Below are 18,314 nucleotides of genomic sequence, written 5' to 3' on the forward strand. Positions count from 1 at the left end.
GTGCAAAACAGGGCTTCCGGGCAAGTTGCGCAGTTTTTTGGATCAACCCGCCACCCTGGCGCGTTCCAGCATGGCGTGCATCAGCACATTGCAGCCTGCGGTGATGTCGGCCGGCGTGGCGTCCTCGATCTCGTTGTGGCTGATGCCGTCCTTGCAGGGGATGAAGACCATGCCGGCCGGCGCCAGCCGCGCCATGTAGACCGCATCATGCCCGGCGCCCGAGACGACGGGCATGTGCGAGTAGCCCAGGGCCTTGGCGGCGCGCGCCACCGCATCCACGCAGTCGGCATGGAAGGGTTGGGCGGGGTAGCTGGACACCAGGTTGATCGCTATGGGTAGGCCCGTCTCCCGGCTGATGCGGTCGGCCACGGCGCGGATGTCGGCGTCCATGGCTTCGCAGTCGGCATCGGTGGCGTTGCGCAGGTCGATGCTGAATTTGACCTGCCCCGGGATCACGTTGCGGCTGTTGGGATGGACCTGCACCATGCCCACGGTGCCGCGCCCGTGGGGCGGATGGCGGTGGGCGCAGGCCACCACTTCCTGCATGAGCTGCGCGGCCGCCTGCAGCGCATCCTTGCGCAGGGCCATGGGCGTGGGGCCGGCATGGGCCTCCATGCCCGTGACCACGCAGTCATACCAGCGGATGCCCAGCACGCCGGTGACCACGCCAATGGTCCTGGCGTTGTCCTCCAGCACCGGGCCCTGTTCGATGTGGGACTCGAAGTAGGCGCCGATCGGGTGGTCTCCCGGTTCCTGGCTGCCCACATAGCCGATGCGCTCTAGCTCGCCCTTGACGGTCTTGCCTTCGGAGTCGGTGGCTGCATAGGCATGCTCCAGCGTGAAGGCCTTGGCGAACACGCCCGAGCCCATCATCACCGGCACGAAGCGCGAGCCTTCCTCGTTCGTCCAGAAGGCCACCTCGATGGGCGCTTCGGTCTCGATGCCGTGGTCGTTGAGCGTGCGCACCACCTCCAGCCCCGCCAGCACGCCGTAGTTGCCGTCGAACTTGCCGCCCGTGGGCTGGGTGTCGATGTGGCTGCCCGTCATGATGGGCGGCAGGCTGTTGTCGCGCCCGGGCCGGCGCATGAAGCCGTTGCCGATCTTGTCGATGGTCACCGTCATGCCCGCCTCGCGCGCCCAGCGGGTCACCAGATCACGGCCCTGGCGGTCCAGGTCGGTCAGCGTCAGGCGGCAGACGCCGCCCTTGGGCGTGGCGCCGATCCGGGCCAGCTCCATGAGTGAGTCCCACAACCGGCTTCCGTTGACGCGCAGCTGCGCGATGTCCTGCTTCACTTGGGTATCTGTATCCATTGCGGTCTCCTTGTCATGCGGGCTTCAGCGCGCCACGGCCGTGGGCTGCAGCGTGGCGGCGCGGCGCTGCACCGCGTCGAAGTTGGGGCCGAAGGCCGGGCGCTTGATATAGCGCCCCTTGCCCTTCTCGGCACGCAGATCGCCCTGCGCATAGGCCACCACGCCCTGGCTGATGGTGTGGCTGGGCATGCCTTGTACGGTGCGCCCCTCGAAGATGTTGTAGTCACCCTTGGAATGCTGGGTCTTGACCGACAGGGTGTGCGTGGCAGCAGGGTCCCATACGACCAGATCGGCATCGGCGCCCACGCCGACCAGGCCCTTGCGCGGATAGATGTTGAAAAGCTTGGCCGTGTTGGCCGAGGTGATGGCCACGAATTCGCTGGGCGTCAGCCGGCCGGTGTTCACGCCCGCATCCCAGATCACGGCCAGACGCTCCTCCACGCCGCCGGTGCCGTTGGGGATCTTGGCGAAGTTGTCCCGGCCCATGGCTTTCTGCGCGGCGCAGAAGGTGCAATGGTCGGTGGCCGTGGTGTGCAGCTGGCCCGACTGCAGGCCCTGCCACAAGGCCTCCTGATGGCCCTTGGCCCGGAAGGGCGGGCTCATCACGTGGGCGGCCGCCTTGGCGAAGTCGGGGTCGCGGTACACGCTTTCGTCGATCACCAGATGGCCGGCCAGCACTTCGCCATACACGCGCTGGCCGCGTGCACGGGCCGCGGCAATGGCCTGCGCCGCCTCGGTGCAGCTGACATGCACCACGTAGATGGGCACGCCCAGCACGCCGGCGATGGCGATGGCGCGGTTGGCCGCCTCGGCCTCCACCATGGGCGGGCGGGCCAGCGGATGGCCCTCGGGCCCGGTGATGCCCATCTTGGCCACTTCCTGCTGCAGCAGGTAGACCAGCTCGCCGTTTTCGGCATGCACCGTGGGCATGGCGCCCAGCTCCAGCGCGCGCTTGAAGCTGTTCACCAGCGTTTCGTCGTCGCACATGATGGCGTTCTTGTAGGCCATGAAGTGCTTGAAGCTGTTGATGCCCTCCTCGCGCACCAGCGTGCCCATGTCGGCATGGACGCTGTCGCTCCACCAAGTGACGGCCACATGGAAGGAGTAGTCGGCCGCAGCCTTCTCGGCCCAGCCGCGCCATTTGCGGTAGGCGTCCAGCAGCGGCTCCTGCGGATCGGGAATGACGAAGTCGATGATGCTGGTGGTGCCACCGGCCAGCGCCGCCGCCGTGCCGGTGTAGAAGTCATCGGCCGTGACCGTGCCCATGAAGGGCAGTTGCATGTGGGTGTGCGGATCGATGCCGCCGGGCATGACGAACTGCCCCGAGGCATCGATCACCTGCGCCCCGGCCGGCACCAGGGCCGCCACATCCGGCCCCACGGCCGCAATCGCCCCATCCACGCACAGCACGTCGGCCTTCTCCTGCCGGTCTGCATTCACCACCGTGCCGCCACGCACCCATACCGAACCCTGTGATTGACCCATAGCGTCATGCCTCCTGTTGGTTGGTCCGGCCTATGCCTTGCTCAGCGCGGGAGCGCCCTTGGTCACCTGGCCTGCCATGCCGATGCGGTAGACCACGCCGGCAATGAACAGGCCGATGAACCATGCGTAGTCATAGGCATGCTTGAAGAAATCACCCACGTTCGGGAATGCAGCGGGAAACGCCGCGTGCAGGAAGCCGGGCAGGTTGGGCGCCACGCCCAGGGCGAAGGCGGCCACGGCCACCCAGTTCCAGCCGTTGGAGTAGCGGTAGACGCCCTCTTCCCTGTACAGGTCTTCCACCACCAGCTGCTTTTTGCGCACCAGGAAGTAGTCCACCATCAGAATGCCCGCGATCGGCCCCAGCAGTGCCGAGTAGCCGATCAGCCAGGTGAAGATGTAGCCCTCGGTCGATTCCAGGATCTTCCAGGGCATCATCACGATGGCAATGGCCACCGTCATGTAGCCGCCCACGCGGTAGCTGATCTTCCTGGGCGCCAGGGCGGAGAAGTCATAGGCCGGCCCCACCAGGTTGGCCGCCAGGTTCACACTCACGGTGTCGATCAGCAGCACGATCAGCGCGATCAGCACGGCCGCGCCCGTCATGCGGCTGGCGACATCCACGGGGTCCCACAGGGCCTTGCCGTAGATCACCACGGTGCCCGATGTCACCACCACCGCCAGCATGGCCAGCAGCCCCATGGGCACGGGCAGGCCGATGGCCTGGCCCACCACCTGGTCCTTCTGCGACTTGGCAAAGCGCGTGAAGTCCGGAATGTTCAAGGCCAGCGTGGCCCAGAAGCCCACCATGGCCGTCAGCGACGGCCAGAACACCGACATGAACTGGCCCGCCTTGGGGCCACCCGGCGCGTACTGCGAAGGCTGCTCCATGATGGGGCCGAAGCCGCCGGCCTTCTGGTAGACCCATCCCAGCAGCACGAAGCAGATCAGGATCTTGAGCGGCGCTGTCCAGGTCTCCAGCTTGCGGATGGACTCGATGCCATGCACCACGAAGTAGAACTGGATCGCCCAGAACACCAGAAAGCACACCAGCTGCCCCACATTGATGCCCAGGCCAGCGATCTTCTCGCCTTCCAGCGGATGGCCCAGCAGCACGCCCAGCAGGGTGTAGATCATCATGCCGCCGAACCAGGTCTGGATGCCGTACCAGCCACAGGCCACCAGGGCCCGCAGCATGGCCGGCAGCTTGGCGCCGTGGGTGCCGAACGAGGCACGGGCCAGCACGGCAAAGGGAATGCCGTACCTGGCCCCGGCATGGCCGATGAGCAGCATGGGAATCAGCACGATGAGATTGCCCAGGAACACCGTCATCACCGCCTGCGACCACGACATGCCGTTCGTGATCATGCTGGCGGCCAGCGTGTATGCCGGGATGCACATCACCATGCCTATCCACAGGGCGGCGAAGTGGTACCAGGTCCAGGTGCGCTGGCTCGGCAGCGTGGGTGCGAGGTCGTGGTTCCACAGGCTGCCTGCGGACTCACCGGAATGCGGGGCATGCGACATTGCGAAGCTCCTTCTCGAAGAGAGAAATCACCAATCCATTGCTGATCCAGGGTCTGACTTTTTCCATCAAGCGCATTTCGTGCCAGGTCGGCCCGGATCCGGGCCGTGCGCCGACCTGCCGCAATGCCCCCTCTAGCCCTGCGCCGTCACGGCCTGGCGCATGGGGTTGTTCGGGTGCGTGGTCCAGTTCGCATACTCCCCGGTGACCGTCTGGCCGGTGCGGGGGTCCACCTCGCCCGGCTGCAGGCTGCGCATGGTGATGCACTCGGGCACGGGGCAGATGGACACGCACAGGTTGCAGCCCACGCATTCGGTGTCATCCACCTCGAAGCGGCGCACACCGCCCTCCTTGCTGAAGGTGATGGCCTGGTGGGAGGTGTCCTCGCAGGCCACGTGGCAGCGCCCGCACTGGATGCAGCTGTCCTGGTTGATGACGGCCTTGTCGATGTGGTTGAGGTTGAGGTCCTTCCAGTCCCTGACCGTGGGCACGGCCCGGCCCTGGAAGTCCTCGATGCGCGCAAAGCCGTGCGCGTCCATGTAGTTGGACAGCCCGTCGCACATGTCCTGCACGATGCGAAAGCCGTAGACCATGGCCGCCGTGCACACCTGGACATTGCCGCATCCCAGCGCGATGTATTCGGCCGCGTCCTTCCAGGTGGTGATGCCGCCGATCCCCGAGATGGGCAGGCCCGCTGTCTGCGGGTCGCGCGCGATCTCGGCCACCATGTTCTGGGCGATGGGCTTCACGGCCGGGCCGCAGTAGCCGCCGTGCGAGCCCTGGCCGTCGGTGCTGGGGTGCATGACCAGGGTGTCCAGGTTCACGCCCATCAGCGAGTTGATGGTGTTGATCAGGGACACCGCATCCGCCCCGCCGGCCTTGGCCGCCCGCGCGGGAAAGCGCACGTCGGTGATGTTGGGCGTGAGCTTCACGATCACCGGCAGCCGGCTGTACTGCTTGCACCACTGCGTGACCATCTGGATGTACTCGGGCACCTGGCCCACGGCCGCGCCCATGCCGCGCTCGCTCATGCCGTGCGGGCAGCCGAAGTTCAGCTCCAGCCCGTCGGCGCCGGTGTCCTCCACCATGGGCAGGATGCGCTTCCAGCTTTCCTCCACGCAGGGCACCATCAGCGAGGCGATCAGCGCGCGGTCAGGCCAGGCCTTTTTCACGCGGGTCATTTCCTCCAGGTTGGTGCGCAGCGGCCGGTCGGTGATCAGCTCGATGTTGTTCAGGCCCATCACGCGCCGGTCCTGCGCCATGAGGGTGGAGTAGCGCGGCCCGTTCACGTTGACCACATGCGGGTCCTCGCCCAGCGTCTTCCACACCACGCCGCCCCAGCCGGCCTCGAATGCGCGGGTGACGTTGATCTCCTTGTCCGTGGGCGGTGCCGAGGCCAGCCAGAACGGATTGGGGCTGGAAATGCCCAGAAAGCGGCTGCTGATGTCTGCCATGTCGATGCTCCTTGAAAAGCGCGGGCACAGCCGCTCAAACCCCGGCCGCCACGGCGCTGGTCAGCGCCTGGTTCATGGCCCGCGCGGCGACCTTGCCGTGCTCCACCGCCTGCACGGTCAGGTCCTGGCCACCGGCGCGGCAGTCGCCGCCGGCCCACACGCGCGGCACGCTGGTGCGGCCTTCGTCGTCGGTGTCGATACGGCCGTCACGCAAGGCAATGGCCGCGCCCGCCGGCGTGGCGACATAGGTCTGGCCAATGGCCTTGAGCACCATGTCGGCCGGCACGTCGAACACTTCCTGCGTCACCTGCAGCCTGTCGCCCTCCATGCGGGTGCAGGCCATGCGCACGCCGCAGACCTTGCCGTCCTGCACCAGGATCTCCTGGGGCGCGGCCCACAGCCGCAGGTTGACGCCATGGGTCTGCGCCCATTCCTGCTCCACCCAGGAGGCGGACAGCGCATCCTTGCCCCGGCGGTAGAACATGGTGACCTCGTCGGCGCCCAGCAGCCGGGCCTGCACGGACGCATCCACCGCCGTCATGCCGCCGCCGATCACCACCACGCGCCGGCCCACCGGCACCATGGATTTGTCGGCCGCCTGGCGGATGTCGGCAATGAAGTCCACCGCATTGCGCAAGCCTTCGGCCTGCGGCTCGGCCGCGCCCAGCGCATTGACGCCCGCCAGGCCCAGGCCGAGGAATACGGCGTCATGCTCTGCCAGCAGCGAATCCAGCGTGAAATCTCGCCCCAGCCGCTGGTTGTTGCGCGGCGTGATCCCGCCCACGGACAGCAGCCAGTCGATTTCCTTTTGCGCAAAATCACCGGGGGTCTTGTAGCTGGCCAGGCCGTATTCATTGAGCCCGCCCAGCTTGGGCCGGGCATCGAACAGCACCACCTCATGGCCCTGCAGCGCCAATTGGTGCGCGCAGGTCAGGCCGGCAGGGCCAGCTCCGACCACGGCCACCTTCCTGCCCGTGGCGGCGGCACGCTGGAACAGCGGTGCACCACCGGAGGCCATGAAGGCATCGGTCGCATAGCGTTGCAGTGCACCAATTTCGACCGGCTTGTCTTCCTGGGTGTTGCGCACGCAGGCCTGCTCGCACAACTGCTCCGTGGGACAGACGCGGGAGCACATGCCGCCCAGCGGGTTGGCCGTGAGGATTTCGCGCGCCGCGCCACGGACGTTGTCCTGGGCGATGCGGGCGATGAAGGCCGGCACATCGATGCTGGTGGGGCAGGCCGTGGTGCACGGCGCGTCATAGCAGTAGTAGCAGCGCTCGGCCTCGATCAGGGCCTGGGCGCGGTTCAGCGGGGGGTGGGCGTCGGAGAAATTGGCCGCGTAGTCGGCCAGGTTCAGGCGGCCGGCGGCAATGCCGCAGGCGCGGTGCGAGGGGCTATCCATGGTGCATCCTCCAGAGTCAGGATTGAGGGCGTGAAGGGGGACACGGCATGCAGGGCCATGCCGGGCCATCTCGGACAACGCAAGGCGGCCCGCAGGATGAACTCCTGCAAGGCCCCGGATCCAGCAACACAGTCTTCGGAGGTTTCATCGTGGTCCTCGCATGTGCAAGTGACGCCTCTTGTCGGGCGCACTGGGGGTGGAACGGAATTTACGCGGGTGAAAAAATTTACCAATCAGTAAAATCACCCAGAAAGTCGTCAGCAAGAAAGATGCCAGACAATCGCACCAAAATGGCGCCACTTATCTCCACTTACCATCTGCGCAATGGCAACCCTTTCTGACAATGCGCCCCCTTCCCTGGCGCGATCGGCCACGCGCAAACCCACGGCCGCACGCCTGCGCAAGGAACTGAACATCCTGCAGACGGCCGAGCTTCACTTTGCGCAATACGGCTTCGAAGGCGCATCGCTGGAACTGATCGCGCACGACGCCGGCCTCAGCCGCCACAACCTGCTGTACTACTTCGCCAGCAAGGAGGACCTGTATCTGCGCGTGCTGGGCGATGTGCTGACGCAGTGGCTCGCCGGCATGTCCGACCTGCTGCGCGGCGACGACCCGGCGGAGGCCTTGCGCATCTACATCCGGGCCAAGCTGCGGTCCTCGCGCGAGCGGCCCCATGGCTCCCGTGTCTTCACGCGCGAGGTGATGGCCGGCGCGCCCCGCTTCGGGCAGGCCATATCGAGCCAGGTAGGCCCGGCGCTGGCAGCCGACGTGCAGGCCTTCGAGCGCTGGGTGGCGCAGGGCAAGATTGCCCGCGTGGATTTCACCCACCTGATGTTCATCCTCTGGTCCGTGACCCAGGCCTACGCCGACCAGCAGGCCCAGTTCGCGCTGCTGCTGGGCCGGCCGGAACTGACCGCCGACGACTACGACACGGCGGCCGATCTGATCTACCGGCTGGTAATCCGTGGCCTGCAGCCGGATACCGCGGCTCTCGCACAATGAGCGCATGAATCACAGCATCCGCCTGAGACCCCTGGAGCGCGAAGATCTGCGCTCAGTGCATCTGCTCAACAACAATGCCGCCATCATGCGCTACTGGTTCGAGGAGCCTTACGAGACCTTCGACGAGCTTTCCGCGCTCTACGACGCGCACGTGCACGATCAGACCGAGCGCCGCTTCATCGTCGAGCACCAGGGCGATCGCGCCGGTCTCGTCGAGCTGGTGGAGATCGACCTGATCCACCGGCGCGCCGAGTTCCAGATCATCATCGCCCCCGAGCAGCAGGGCCAGGGCATCGCAGCCCAGGCAACGCGGCTGGCGCTGGACTATGGCTTCAAGACGCTCAACCTGCACAAGATCTTTCTCCATGTGGACCAGGAGAACGAGAAGGCCATCCACATCTACGCGCGCATAGGCTTCGTGCAGGAAGGCGTGCTGATCGACGAGTTCTTCGCCAACGGCCAGTACCGCAACGCCATCCGCATGTACCTGCTGCAAAACGACTACCTGCAGGCACAGGCCGGAGTCGGCACCTGACCTCCTGACAGAGGAGCGCGGGCCCTGCCCGCCTCCTTGACCGGCAAGTCTCCCCATCGTGGGCGGGCGCACAAACAAAAAAAACCAAACAAAAAAGCCTTCTGAGTGATCAGAAGGCTTTTTGCATTCCATCTGGCAATGGAAAATTGGTAGGCGCGATTGGACTCGAACCAACGACCCCCACCATGTCAAGGTGGTGCTCTAACCAGCTGAGCTACGCGCCTGTGTTTGTTCGAGAAAGCGATTCTAGCACGGGTTTTCCAGGGCTCCGGCAAAAATACCCGAACAGGCTCAGCGCCGCCGTGCCGAACGCACGCCCGCCACGGCGGCCACAATGCCCAGCACCTTGTTGAGGCGACCGGAATCGGCCACTTCCACGGTGAAGGTCATCCAGGCCGTTCCCTTGACGGATTGGGTCTGCACGCCGATGACATTGGTCTTCTCCCGCGCAAAGACTTCGGAGATATCGCGCAGCAGGCCCTGCCGGTCGGCCGCTTCCACGGACACATCGACCGGGTAGACGGCCGAGGCCACGGCCGCCGCCTTGGGCTGGCCCCAGGCCACGTCAATCACGCGCTCGGAATTGCGCGCTGCCATTTCACGGAAGTTGGAGCAGTCGCAGCGGTGCACGCTCACGCCCTTGCCGCGCGTGACAAAGCCCCGGATGTCGTCCGGCGGCGCAGGCTTGCAGCACTTGGCCAGCTGCGTCATCAGCGAGTCCACGCCCACGACCAGCACGCCGCCCTTGGGCGAGTCCGTGCCGCGTGCCTTGCGCACCGGGGAGAATTCCTCGACTTCCTCCTCCGCCTCGGCCGGTCGCAGCACGGTCTCGATGTTGCGCAGCGAGTATTCATCCTTGCCGACGACTTCGAACAAGGCATCGGCCGATTTGAAGCCGAGCTGAACGGCCAGCTCCTCCAGCTTGACGGCCGTCTTGCCCTCGCGCTGCAGCAGTTTCTCGACCGCCTCGCGGCCGCGCGCCACGGTCTCGTGCGTGGCCTGGGCATTGAACCAGGCACGCACCTTGGCCTTGGCACGGTTGCTGGTCAGGTAGCCGAGGTCGGCGTTGAGCCAGTCGCGCGAGGGGCGCCCCTCCTTGACCGTGGTGATCTCCACGGTCTGGCCGTTTTGCAGCGGCGTGTTCAGCGGCACCATGGCGCCGTCCACGCGCGCGCCGCGGCAGCGGTGCCCCAGGCTGGTGTGCACCGAATAGGCGAAATCCACGGGCGTCGCGCCCTGCGGCAGCTCGATGACGGCCGCATCGGGAGTGAGCACGTAGATGCGGTCCTCGAACAGGCCCCGATGGTGGGCGCCCGCCAGGTCGCTGCCCCAGGCCAGCAACTGGCGCAGCACGGCGATCTTGGCGTCGTACTCGCTGCTGGCCGTGACACCCGCGTATCCCTTGGTGCCCGCCTCCTTGTAGGCCCAGTGGGCGGCCACGCCGTGCTCGGCATGGTCGTGCATGGCCTGGGTGCGGATCTGGATCTCGATGGCGCGGCCCGTCTCGTCGCGCACCACGGTGTGCAGCGACTGGTAGCCGTTGGGCTTGGGCTTGGCGATGTAGTCGTCGAATTCCGCCTCGATGGGCGTGAACTGCTCATGCACCCAGGACAGGGTGGCGTAGCAGTCCTTGATCGTGGGCACGACGACACGCATGGCGCGGATGTCGAAGACCTGGTCGAAGTTCAGCGACTTGCCTCGCATCTTCTTGACGATGCTGTAGATGTGCTTGGGCCTGCCTTGCACGGTGGCGCTGATGCTGTGCGCGCGCAGGTCGGCCTCCAGCCGTGCGCGCATCTGCTCCATATAGGCTTCACGCTCCACACGCTTTTCATCGAGCAGGCGGGCCACTTCGCGGTAGGTCTCGGGCTCCAGGAAGCGCAGGGACAGATCCTCCAGCTCCCACTTGATCTGCCAGATGCCCAGCCGGTTGGCCAGCGGCGCAAACACCGTCAGCGCCTCGCGCGCAATGCCGGGCGAGACCGGGCGCTTGCTGGCTGCGTAGTAGCGCAGCGTCTGCAGGCGCGACGCCAGCCGCAGCAGCACCACGCGCAGGTCGCGCGAGAAACCCAGCAGCATCTTGCGCACGTTCTCGGTCTGCGTGGCCTCATCGTCCAGGTACTGGCCGCCCAGCTCGGCGCCACGTGCCTGCTCCTGCACGCGCATGAGCTTGTTGGTTTCCACGGCCAGGGTGGCGAAATTCTCGCCAAAGGCCTTGGCGATCACTTCCTGCGGGCGATTGAGGTGCACGCTGGCATGCACCAGATAGATCGCCGCCTGCATGGTTTCGGAGCCGCCGATGGTCTTGAGGATGGCAGCCACCGCATCGGCATGGGCCATGGTGTTCTCACCGGACTCCATGGTCTCGGTGGCGATCAGCGGCTCGGCAAAGCTGCGCGCGCGCGCCAGCGCGTTGACCTGTTCGGGCAGGGTCTGCGACGTGGCCGTGATCAGGTGCGGCAGCACCGACGGCACCTGGCCCGGCGCGGCTGCGCCGGGCGAAGGCGCCTGCACGGCGGCCTCGCTGCTGGCAGTCTTCATTCGTCACTCTCCCTGGCCTGCTCGGCAAGATTCATGGTGCTTGGCAAGCGCTCTTCTCCCCATAAGAACCGGCACAGCAAGGCCACCTGCCCTGCCGCGACGAAGGTGGGCGCATGTCCCACCCCTTCAAATTCCACGCAATGCGCCTTCGGCCCTCGCTGCGCCATGGCCTGTGCCGTGGCCGCCGTCAGCAGGTCGGACTGCGCACCACGAACTAGCAAGACGCGTGCCTTGATCTGGTCATACAGCTGCCACAGCAGCGCTTCGCCGGCCTGGGCCATCTCGCGCGTCATGTGCTGCAGGGGCACCGCAATCTGAGGGTCATAGTGCAGGACAAGGCCGCCATCGGCGGCCGGCCGCATCATAGGTCGCGTCAATCGCAACCATTGCCCTTCGCTATGTGGGCCGAAGCCTTCGGAAATCAAGAGCAGCGCATGGGCTGCCTGCTCAAGATTTTCAAAATGCGCGCCCTTGCCCAGGTACTGCCCTATGCGCTCCAGGGCAGACCACTCGATGACAGGCCCCACATCGTTGAGCGCCAGCCTGCGAATGGGCGCCGGCAGCGGCAGCCCCGGCTGGCCCGCAAGCGCTATGCCGATCAGCCCGCCCATGCTGGTGCCCACCCAATCCAATTGTTCGACAGGCGCCTGCGCATGCACCTGGGCCAGCAAGGCCAGCATGTCGGCTGCGTAAAGAGGCACCTGGTAGGCGGTCGGATCCTGCAGCCAGTCGCTTTCGCCACGCCCGACCACATCGGGGCAGATCACGCGGGCACGTTCGCTGAGCCGCTCGGCCAACGCGTCGAAGTCACGCCCCTGGCGCGAAAGGCCGTGCACGCAGACCACGACATGGGGATGGTGCGGATCGCCGGTGCGATTCCATTCCCAATAAGCCATGCGGTGCGAAGCATTCTCTTGAGCAGCCGGGCTGGCAGTACGGCTCCAGGGTGAGGCACGCCCGGCAACCCCCGGGCAGGATACGTAGTTCAGCGTAGGATGATTCATGGAAACGCATTCGCGGAGCCGGCGCCGATAATGGCTGTGTTGCATCGTACATTCATTCGGAGACTCTCTATGTTGAAAGGCAAGACCGCCCTCGTGACCGGCTCGACCAGCGGCATCGGCCTCGGGATCGCGAAGGCGCTGGCCCGCCAGGGCGCCAATATCGTGCTCAATGGTTTCGGCGATGTGGACGGCCCCCGTGCCGAAGTGCTGGCCGCAGGCCAGGCCGCCGGCGCCCAGGTCGCCTATCACGGCGCCGACATGAGCCGCGTGGCGGACATCGAGGACATGGTCCAGTACAGCGTGCGCAATTTCGGCCAGATCGACATCCTCGTGAACAATGCCGGCATCCAGCACGTGGCGCGCGTGGAAGACTTCCCGCCCGAGCGCTGGGACGCCATCATCGCCATCAACCTGTCCAGCGCCTTCCACACCTCGCGCCTGGTCCTGCCCATGATGCAGGCGGCCGATGGCGGCAAGGGCTGGGGCCGGATCATCAACGTGGCCTCGGTGCACGGCCTGGTGGGTTCGGCGCAGAAGTCTGCCTACGTGGCGGCCAAGCACGGCATTGTCGGGCTGACCAAGGTCACGGCGCTGGAGAACGCCACCTCCGGCATCACCTGCAACGCCATCTGCCCCGGCTGGGTGCTGACGCCACTGGTGCAAAAGCAGGTGGACGCCAAGGCCGAGCAGCACGGCATCAGCAACGAAGAAGCCAAGAAGCTGCTGCTGGGCGAGAAAGAGCCCTCCATGCAGTTCACCACGCCCGAGGAACTGGGCGAACTGGCGGTGTTCTTCTGCTCGCCCGCCGCAGCCAACGTGCGCGGCGTGGCCTGGAACATGGATGGCGGCTGGGCGGCGCAGTAAGCGCGCCAGCACCGGTTCACGTCAAAAAAGGAGCGCCACGGCGCTCCTTTATTCATGGGCGGCCCACGCCTGCTCAATACATCTGCACCGAGCCCGACACGTGGACCATCACCTGCGCCTTGCCCGCTTCCACGGACACGGCATCCATTTCCGCGCCGGCGGCCTTGGCGGACATGGCCATCATGCGCGGACGCGGCATGGGCACGGAGGTGTCGCTGCTGCTGACATTGACCTCGCGCAGGCTGTAGTTGGCAAAGCCGAAGCTCTTGGACAGCGTGGTGGCACGCTGTTTGAACTGCTCGATGGCCTTGGCCTGGGCCTCGCCTTCGACCTTTTCACGGGCCTCGCGCGACAGGCCGAAGCCCACCTGCGACAGCGTCATGTCCTGCACCTGGGCCGCCGTCTGCGTGATGCGCGCGAAGTCGCGGCCCTGCAAAAGAATCTCGGCGCGGCCCTGCCAGCCTTCCACCTTGTTGTCCTTGCCATAGCGCGGATAGATGCCGAAGCTGCCGGTGCTCACATCCATCTGGCCCGGCTGGGCGCTGCGCTTGGTCACGGCCATGGCGGCCTCGACCACCTTCTGCAGCTGGGACTGGACCGTGGCGGCATCACGCCCTTCGCGCGTGGCCGACAAGGTGGCGGTCAGCAGGTCCTGCACCACGTCCACCGAGCCTTCTGCAGACAACTGCACCACATTGGCAGGCTGTGCCGGCGCCGTGGCGGCGTTCTGCGCCCAGGCACCGCTGGCACAGGCCAGCGCAGTGGCCGCGACCACGGACTTGACCCAGGGGCGGGACAGCTGTTTGGAAAGCTTGCTCATGCGTTCACCCTTTGAAATGAAAGGTAGTTCAGGGATACAACTGCATGCCGCCCTTTCGCTACGGCATGCCGCCAGATGGTGACAGGTGTGGAGCCAAGCAGGCCTGCCGGCTCCTCCATTGACAACATTATTGCAACGATAAATGCATCAACATGGAAAATCCATAGTTAAATATTCTAAAGACACATTTTCCGTTCTAAATTTAAACGCAACATCTGTAACACACGGCAATATTTCGGGGGTTTGTCCAGACTTTTCGGCGCAAGCTGGTAACAATGGCGGCTGTTACAAATGACCGACCGAGGATGAACATGGCCACTACGACCAACCGCACCGACAAGATCCTGGTGGTGGATGACGATGCGCGCATCCGCGACCTGCTGCGCCGCTACCTGACGCAGGAAGGCTTCGAGATCATGATTGCCGAAGATGGCAAGGCGCTGAACCGCATCCTGCTGCGCGAAACGGTGGACCTGATCGTGCTTGACCTGATGATGCCCGGCGAAGATGGCCTGTCCATCTGCCGCCGCCTGCGCTCGGCCAACGACCGCACGCCCATCATCATGCTGACCGCCAAGGGCGAGGATGTGGACCGCATCGTGGGCCTGGAAGTGGGCGCCGACGACTACCTGGGCAAGCCCTTCAACCCGCGCGAACTGCTGGCCCGCATCCATGCCGTGCTGCGCCGCCGCCCGCCGCAGGAAGCGCCGGGCGCGCCTTCCGGCGACAACGAGGTGGTGAGCTTCGGCCCCTTCACCTTCGACCTGGGCACGCGCGTGCTGCAAAAGAACGGCGAGGAACTGCCGCTGACCACGGGCGAATTCGCCATGCTCAAGGCCCTGGTGCGCCACCCGCGCCAGCCGCTGTCGCGCGAGAAGCTGGCCCTGCTGGCGCGTGGCCGCGAATTCGAGCCCTTCGACCGCAGCCTGGACGTGCAGGTCTCGCGCCTGCGCAAGCTGATCGAGGAAGATGCCGCCGCTCCGCGCTATATCCAGACGGTCTGGGGCGTCGGCTATGTGTTCGTACCGGACGGCGCGAACTGAAATGCATCACCCCCTGAGGCGCTGCGCGCCTTCCCCCTCTCTCGCTCCGCGAGAGGGGGACGACGCCCACGCCGCGAGGCGGCTCTTGCTCGGCGTCCCTGGGTTGGGGCCGTAACGTTTTATGTGCCGTTGACAATGCGCAGCGCCAAAACCTCACCCTGTCGCCCGAGACAACCGGTAACGCAGGCTGGCCGGCACAGGCGTAATCTCGCAGCCGGCCCCTAGAATGACGAACCGCTTCCATGAGTTCCTTCACCGTCCCGCCCCATGACGCCACCAGCCCTGCGCCGCTCGACTACGAGCGGCGCATGACTGCGCGCTCTCCGCTGGGACTCAATCTTTTCTGGCGTACCTTCTGCCTGCTGGCCCTGCTGCTGGTGGGCAGCATCCTGGCGTGGCTGCAGACGCTGCGCGCCTTCGAGTTCGAGCCGCGCACGCTGCACACCGCCCAGCAGATCGCCTCGCTGGTCAACCTCAGCCGCGCGGCCCTGGTGCATTCGGATGCCATCAACCGCGTCTCGCTGATCAAGACCATGGCCGACCAGGAAGGCGTGCGCATTCTGCCGCGCGAGCCTGGCGACAGCTTCGAGCTGCTGGACCAGAGCACGCTGGGCAAGCGCCTGACCGAGGAGCTCACGCGCCGCCTGGGCTACGGCACCATCGTGGCGCGCAGCGTCAATGGCGAGCCCGGCCTGTGGGTGGGCTTCACCATCAATGGCGACCGCACCTGGCTGCTGATGGACCGCTCGCGCTTCACGCCGGCCAGCGGGCGCACCTGGCTGATCTGGCTGATCACGGCCGGCCTGCTGTCCCTGGCGGGGGCGGCAGCCATCGCGCGCCTGATCAACCGGCCGCTCAAGCAGTTGAGCTATGCGGCCAACCGCGTGCGAGATGGCGACTTCGACGCCAGCCAGCTGGACGAGGAAGCCGTCACCAGCGAGATCCGCGAGGTCAACATCGGCTTCAACCGCATGGCGCAGAAACTGGCCCAGCTGGAGCAGGACCGTGCGGTGATGCTGGCTGGCATCTCCCACGACCTGCGCACGCCGCTCGCCCGCCTGCGGCTGGAGACCGAGATGAGCGTGGTGGACGACGTGGCGCGCGAGCACATGGTGGCCGACATCGTGCAGCTGGACGCCACCATCGACAAATTCCTGGACTACGCCCGCCCCGACCATGTGACCCTCAACCCAGTGAACCTGCATGCCGTGGTGTCCTCCTGCGTCTATGCGGTGCAGGACCACCGCGAGCTGCAGATCAGCATGGCCGTGCCCGAAGGCGTCTATGTGCTGGCCGACGAGGTGGAACTGGCGCGCGTGATCTCCAACCTGTTCGAGAACGCACGCCGCTACGGCAAGACGCCCGAGACCGAAACCACCCACGTGGATGTGACGGCATCGGAACGCGAAAGCTGGGTGGTGATCCGCATCCGCGACCATGGCCGTGGCGTGCCGCCCGAGCAGCTGGCCAGCCTGACCCAGCCCTTCTTCCGTGGCGACTCCGCGCGCACGGCCGCAGCGGGCGCGGGCCTGGGCCTGTCCATCGTGGACAAGACGGTGCAGCGCATGGGCGGCGTGTTTGCGCTGTCCAACTCCTCCACGGGCGGGCTGGTTGCCCATGTGCAGTTGCAGCGTGCCTCGGGCGTGGCCAAGGGCGCCGAGCCCGAGCAGCGTCTGCAGCGCCCGCAGATCAAGCGCCAGCTGCCCCCGCGTGCGCAGGACGGCGCCCTGGACGGCGAGGACTGAGCCCGCAGCGCGCGTTCGTCAGATACGTTCGGCAGATACAAAGGCCCCGGCGATCGTTGACCGATCGCCGGGGCCTTTTGCCATGGGGATGGCCACCTCCGGTCAGGCGCGGAACAGCAAGGCGGCGGCGCGCGCCTCCATGGCCTGCTGCTGGCCCACGGGGCCAAGCTTTTCGGCCGTCTTGGCCTTGACGTTGACCTGGTCCAGCGCCAGCCCCAGCGCCGTGGCGATGCGCTCGCGCATGGCAGGAATGTGCGGCGCCAGCTTGGGGGCCTGGGCAATGATGGTGCTGTCGATGTTGCCGATCTCCAGCCCCGTGGCGCGCACGCGGCGCGCCGCTTCCACCAGCAGCACCAGCGAATCGGCGCCACGGAATTCGGGGTCGGTGTCGGGGAAATGCCGGCCGATGTCGCCCAGCGCCGCGCCGCCCAGCAGCGCGTCAGTGATGGCGTGCAGCAGCACGTCGGCATCGGAATGGCCCAGCAGCCCCAGTTCGTGCGGCACCTCGATGCCGCCCAGGATCAGCTTGCGCCCGGGCACCAGGGCATGCACGTCCCAGCCCTCGCCAATACGAAAATTCATGTGAAACATTCCAGGTTCAGAAAAATGGATTGCCCGACGCCTGCGGATGGTCGCGCTGGCCCCGGTATCGCTCCAGCGTGGTGCTGCGCTCGCGCTGCGACAGCACGGCGGCGGCCAGCGCGAAATCGTCCGGATAGGTGACCTTGAAGTTCTGCGCGCCGCCGGGCACCAGGCGCGGGCGCTGGCCCACGGCCTCCATGGCGCTGGCCTCGTCGGTCACGGCCGAGCCGGCGTGCTGCAGCGCATCGAGCAGCGGCGCGATGCGGAACATCTGCGGCGTCTGCGCCAGCCATTTGTCGCTGCGGTCCACCGTGCCCGCCACGCGCACCCCGCTGGGCCCGGCCACGGCCGTCTTGAGCGTGTCGGGCAGCTTGTGCGCCAGCAGGCCGCCCACGGCATCGTGCTCGCAGGCGTCGATCAGGGCATCGATGAGCGCGGGCGTCACCAGGCAGCGCGCGGCGTCGTGCACCAGCACCCAGTCATGCGCGCTCGCACCGCGCGCCAGCAGCTCCTTCAGGCCGTTGGTCACGGATTCGGCCCGCGTGGCGCCTCCGCATGCCGCCGTGGAGTAGCGCGTGGGCGACGGGCCCGGCAGGCCCTGGCGCCAGAAATCGTCGCCGGGCGCGATCACCACCAGCGTGTGGTGTACGCGCGTTGCACCCGCAAAGGCGGCCAGCGTGTGCGCCACCATGGGCGCACCGGCCACCAGGTGGTATTGCTTGGGCAGTTCAGGCGCAGGCGCATCGGGCGCGATGGCGCGCGAGCCCGTGCCAGCGCAGGGGATCAAGGCCCACAGGCGGGCCGGCTCCAGGGATGCGGGCGCAGCCGCCGCAAGCAGATCTGTCATGGTGGCGCATTGTAGTGACGGCCATGTGCCGCCATGGCCATGCGGGCATGCCTGCATGGCCGCCATGCGTGCTGGCTAAAATGCTTCGATACCCCTCTGCGCGTGCCGAGGGGTTTTGTCGTTACTTCGCCCAGGCGCTGCGGCGCCCACGTCC

15 protein-coding genes and 1 tRNA gene are annotated in these 18,314 nt (G+C 66.4%); 5 read left to right on the plus strand and 11 right to left on the minus strand.

The window, feature by feature from the left end; all coding sequences use genetic code 11:
- Window positions 1-42: 42 nt before the first annotated feature.
- From ACF8LI_RS04920 to ACF8LI_RS04940, 5 genes are all read right to left on the minus strand, one after another.
- Complete coding sequence (locus ACF8LI_RS04920) at window positions 43-1,311, minus strand: Zn-dependent hydrolase (RefSeq protein WP_279492822.1); 1,269 nt, start codon at window positions 1,309-1,311, stop codon at window positions 43-45.
- Window positions 1,312-1,335: 24 nt separating this feature from the next.
- Window positions 1,336-2,796: a dihydropyrimidinase gene (hydA, locus tag ACF8LI_RS04925; RefSeq protein ID WP_126312383.1), complete on the minus strand. Its 1,461-nt coding sequence runs from the start codon at window positions 2,794-2,796 to the stop codon at window positions 1,336-1,338.
- A gap of 30 nt (window positions 2,797-2,826) precedes the next feature.
- On the minus strand, window positions 2,827-4,320 hold the full coding sequence (locus ACF8LI_RS04930; RefSeq protein WP_016445279.1) for an NCS1 family nucleobase:cation symporter-1: 1,494 nt from the start codon (window positions 4,318-4,320) through the stop codon (window positions 2,827-2,829).
- Window positions 4,321-4,452: 132 nt separating this feature from the next.
- Window positions 4,453-5,772: an NAD-dependent dihydropyrimidine dehydrogenase subunit PreA gene (preA, locus tag ACF8LI_RS04935; protein WP_013803150.1), complete on the minus strand. Its 1,320-nt coding sequence runs from the start codon at window positions 5,770-5,772 to the stop codon at window positions 4,453-4,455.
- 34 nt (window positions 5,773-5,806) lie between these two features.
- Window positions 5,807-7,174, minus strand: a complete 1,368-nt coding sequence (locus ACF8LI_RS04940; protein ID WP_392412246.1) for an NAD(P)-dependent oxidoreductase — start codon at window positions 7,172-7,174, stop codon at window positions 5,807-5,809.
- A 324-nt stretch (window positions 7,175-7,498) separates the two neighbouring features.
- Here ACF8LI_RS04940 and ACF8LI_RS04945 point away from each other — a divergent pair, with 324 nt between their 5' ends.
- Together ACF8LI_RS04945 and speG are read left to right on the plus strand one after the other, a co-directional pair.
- Complete coding sequence (locus tag ACF8LI_RS04945; RefSeq protein ID WP_392412248.1) at window positions 7,499-8,179, plus strand: TetR/AcrR family transcriptional regulator; 681 nt, start codon at window positions 7,499-7,501, stop codon at window positions 8,177-8,179.
- A 4-nt stretch (window positions 8,180-8,183) separates the two neighbouring features.
- Window positions 8,184-8,714: a spermidine N1-acetyltransferase gene (gene speG, locus ACF8LI_RS04950; RefSeq protein ID WP_016445275.1), complete on the plus strand. Its 531-nt coding sequence runs from the start codon at window positions 8,184-8,186 to the stop codon at window positions 8,712-8,714.
- Between the two features lie 147 nt (window positions 8,715-8,861).
- Here the strand turns inward: speG and ACF8LI_RS04955 are convergent.
- The 3 genes from ACF8LI_RS04955 to ACF8LI_RS04965 all read right to left on the minus strand — a co-directional run bounded on the left by ACF8LI_RS04955 (window position 8,862) and on the right by ACF8LI_RS04965 (window position 12,259).
- A tRNA-Val gene (locus ACF8LI_RS04955) sits at window positions 8,862-8,938 on the minus strand.
- Between the two features lie 67 nt (window positions 8,939-9,005).
- On the minus strand, window positions 9,006-11,255 hold the full coding sequence (locus ACF8LI_RS04960) for a bifunctional (p)ppGpp synthetase/guanosine-3',5'-bis(diphosphate) 3'-pyrophosphohydrolase (RefSeq protein WP_016445274.1): 2,250 nt from the start codon (window positions 11,253-11,255) through the stop codon (window positions 9,006-9,008).
- Complete coding sequence (locus ACF8LI_RS04965; RefSeq protein WP_392412331.1) at window positions 11,252-12,259, minus strand: alpha/beta fold hydrolase; 1,008 nt, start codon at window positions 12,257-12,259, stop codon at window positions 11,252-11,254. Before ACF8LI_RS04965 ends, ACF8LI_RS04960 begins: the two co-directional genes overlap by 4 nt.
- Before the next feature lie 69 nt (window positions 12,260-12,328).
- Between ACF8LI_RS04965 and ACF8LI_RS04970 the strand changes: the two genes are divergently transcribed.
- Window positions 12,329-13,123, plus strand: coding sequence for a 3-hydroxybutyrate dehydrogenase (locus ACF8LI_RS04970; protein WP_016445272.1), 795 nt, complete (start codon window positions 12,329-12,331; stop codon window positions 13,121-13,123).
- 73 nt (window positions 13,124-13,196) lie between these two features.
- Here ACF8LI_RS04970 and ACF8LI_RS04975 read toward each other — a convergent pair whose 3' ends face one another.
- On the minus strand, window positions 13,197-13,943 hold the full coding sequence (locus ACF8LI_RS04975) for an SIMPL domain-containing protein (protein ID WP_034363125.1): 747 nt from the start codon (window positions 13,941-13,943) through the stop codon (window positions 13,197-13,199).
- A gap of 305 nt (window positions 13,944-14,248) precedes the next feature.
- Here ACF8LI_RS04975 and ompR point away from each other — a divergent pair, with 305 nt between their 5' ends.
- Both ompR and ACF8LI_RS04985 read left to right on the plus strand, forming a co-directional pair.
- Window positions 14,249-14,986 carry a two-component system response regulator OmpR gene (gene ompR, locus ACF8LI_RS04980; protein WP_017404718.1) on the plus strand — a complete coding sequence of 246 codons (738 nt, stop codon included), beginning with the start codon at window positions 14,249-14,251 and terminating at the stop codon, window positions 14,984-14,986.
- Between the two features lie 242 nt (window positions 14,987-15,228).
- A complete protein-coding gene (locus ACF8LI_RS04985; RefSeq protein ID WP_012204699.1) occupies window positions 15,229-16,731 on the plus strand; it encodes an ATP-binding protein in 1,503 nt (500 codons plus the stop codon).
- A gap of 102 nt (window positions 16,732-16,833) precedes the next feature.
- On the opposite strand, the gene ispF is transcribed toward ACF8LI_RS04985, so the two are convergent.
- Window positions 16,834-17,313 (minus strand): 2-C-methyl-D-erythritol 2,4-cyclodiphosphate synthase, encoded by a 480-nt coding sequence (gene ispF, locus ACF8LI_RS04990; RefSeq protein ID WP_013803157.1) that lies wholly within the window; start codon window positions 17,311-17,313, stop codon window positions 16,834-16,836.
- A 16-nt stretch (window positions 17,314-17,329) separates the two neighbouring features.
- Window positions 17,330-18,160: a 2-C-methyl-D-erythritol 4-phosphate cytidylyltransferase gene (gene ispD, locus ACF8LI_RS04995; RefSeq protein WP_392412251.1), complete on the minus strand. Its 831-nt coding sequence runs from the start codon at window positions 18,158-18,160 to the stop codon at window positions 17,330-17,332.
- Between the last annotated feature and the right edge of the window lie 154 nt (window positions 18,161-18,314).

The organism is Delftia sp. WSY_12 (assembly GCF_043104645.1).
In the GTDB taxonomy this organism is placed as follows: Bacteria; Pseudomonadota; Gammaproteobacteria; order Burkholderiales; family Burkholderiaceae_C; genus Comamonas; species Comamonas tsuruhatensis.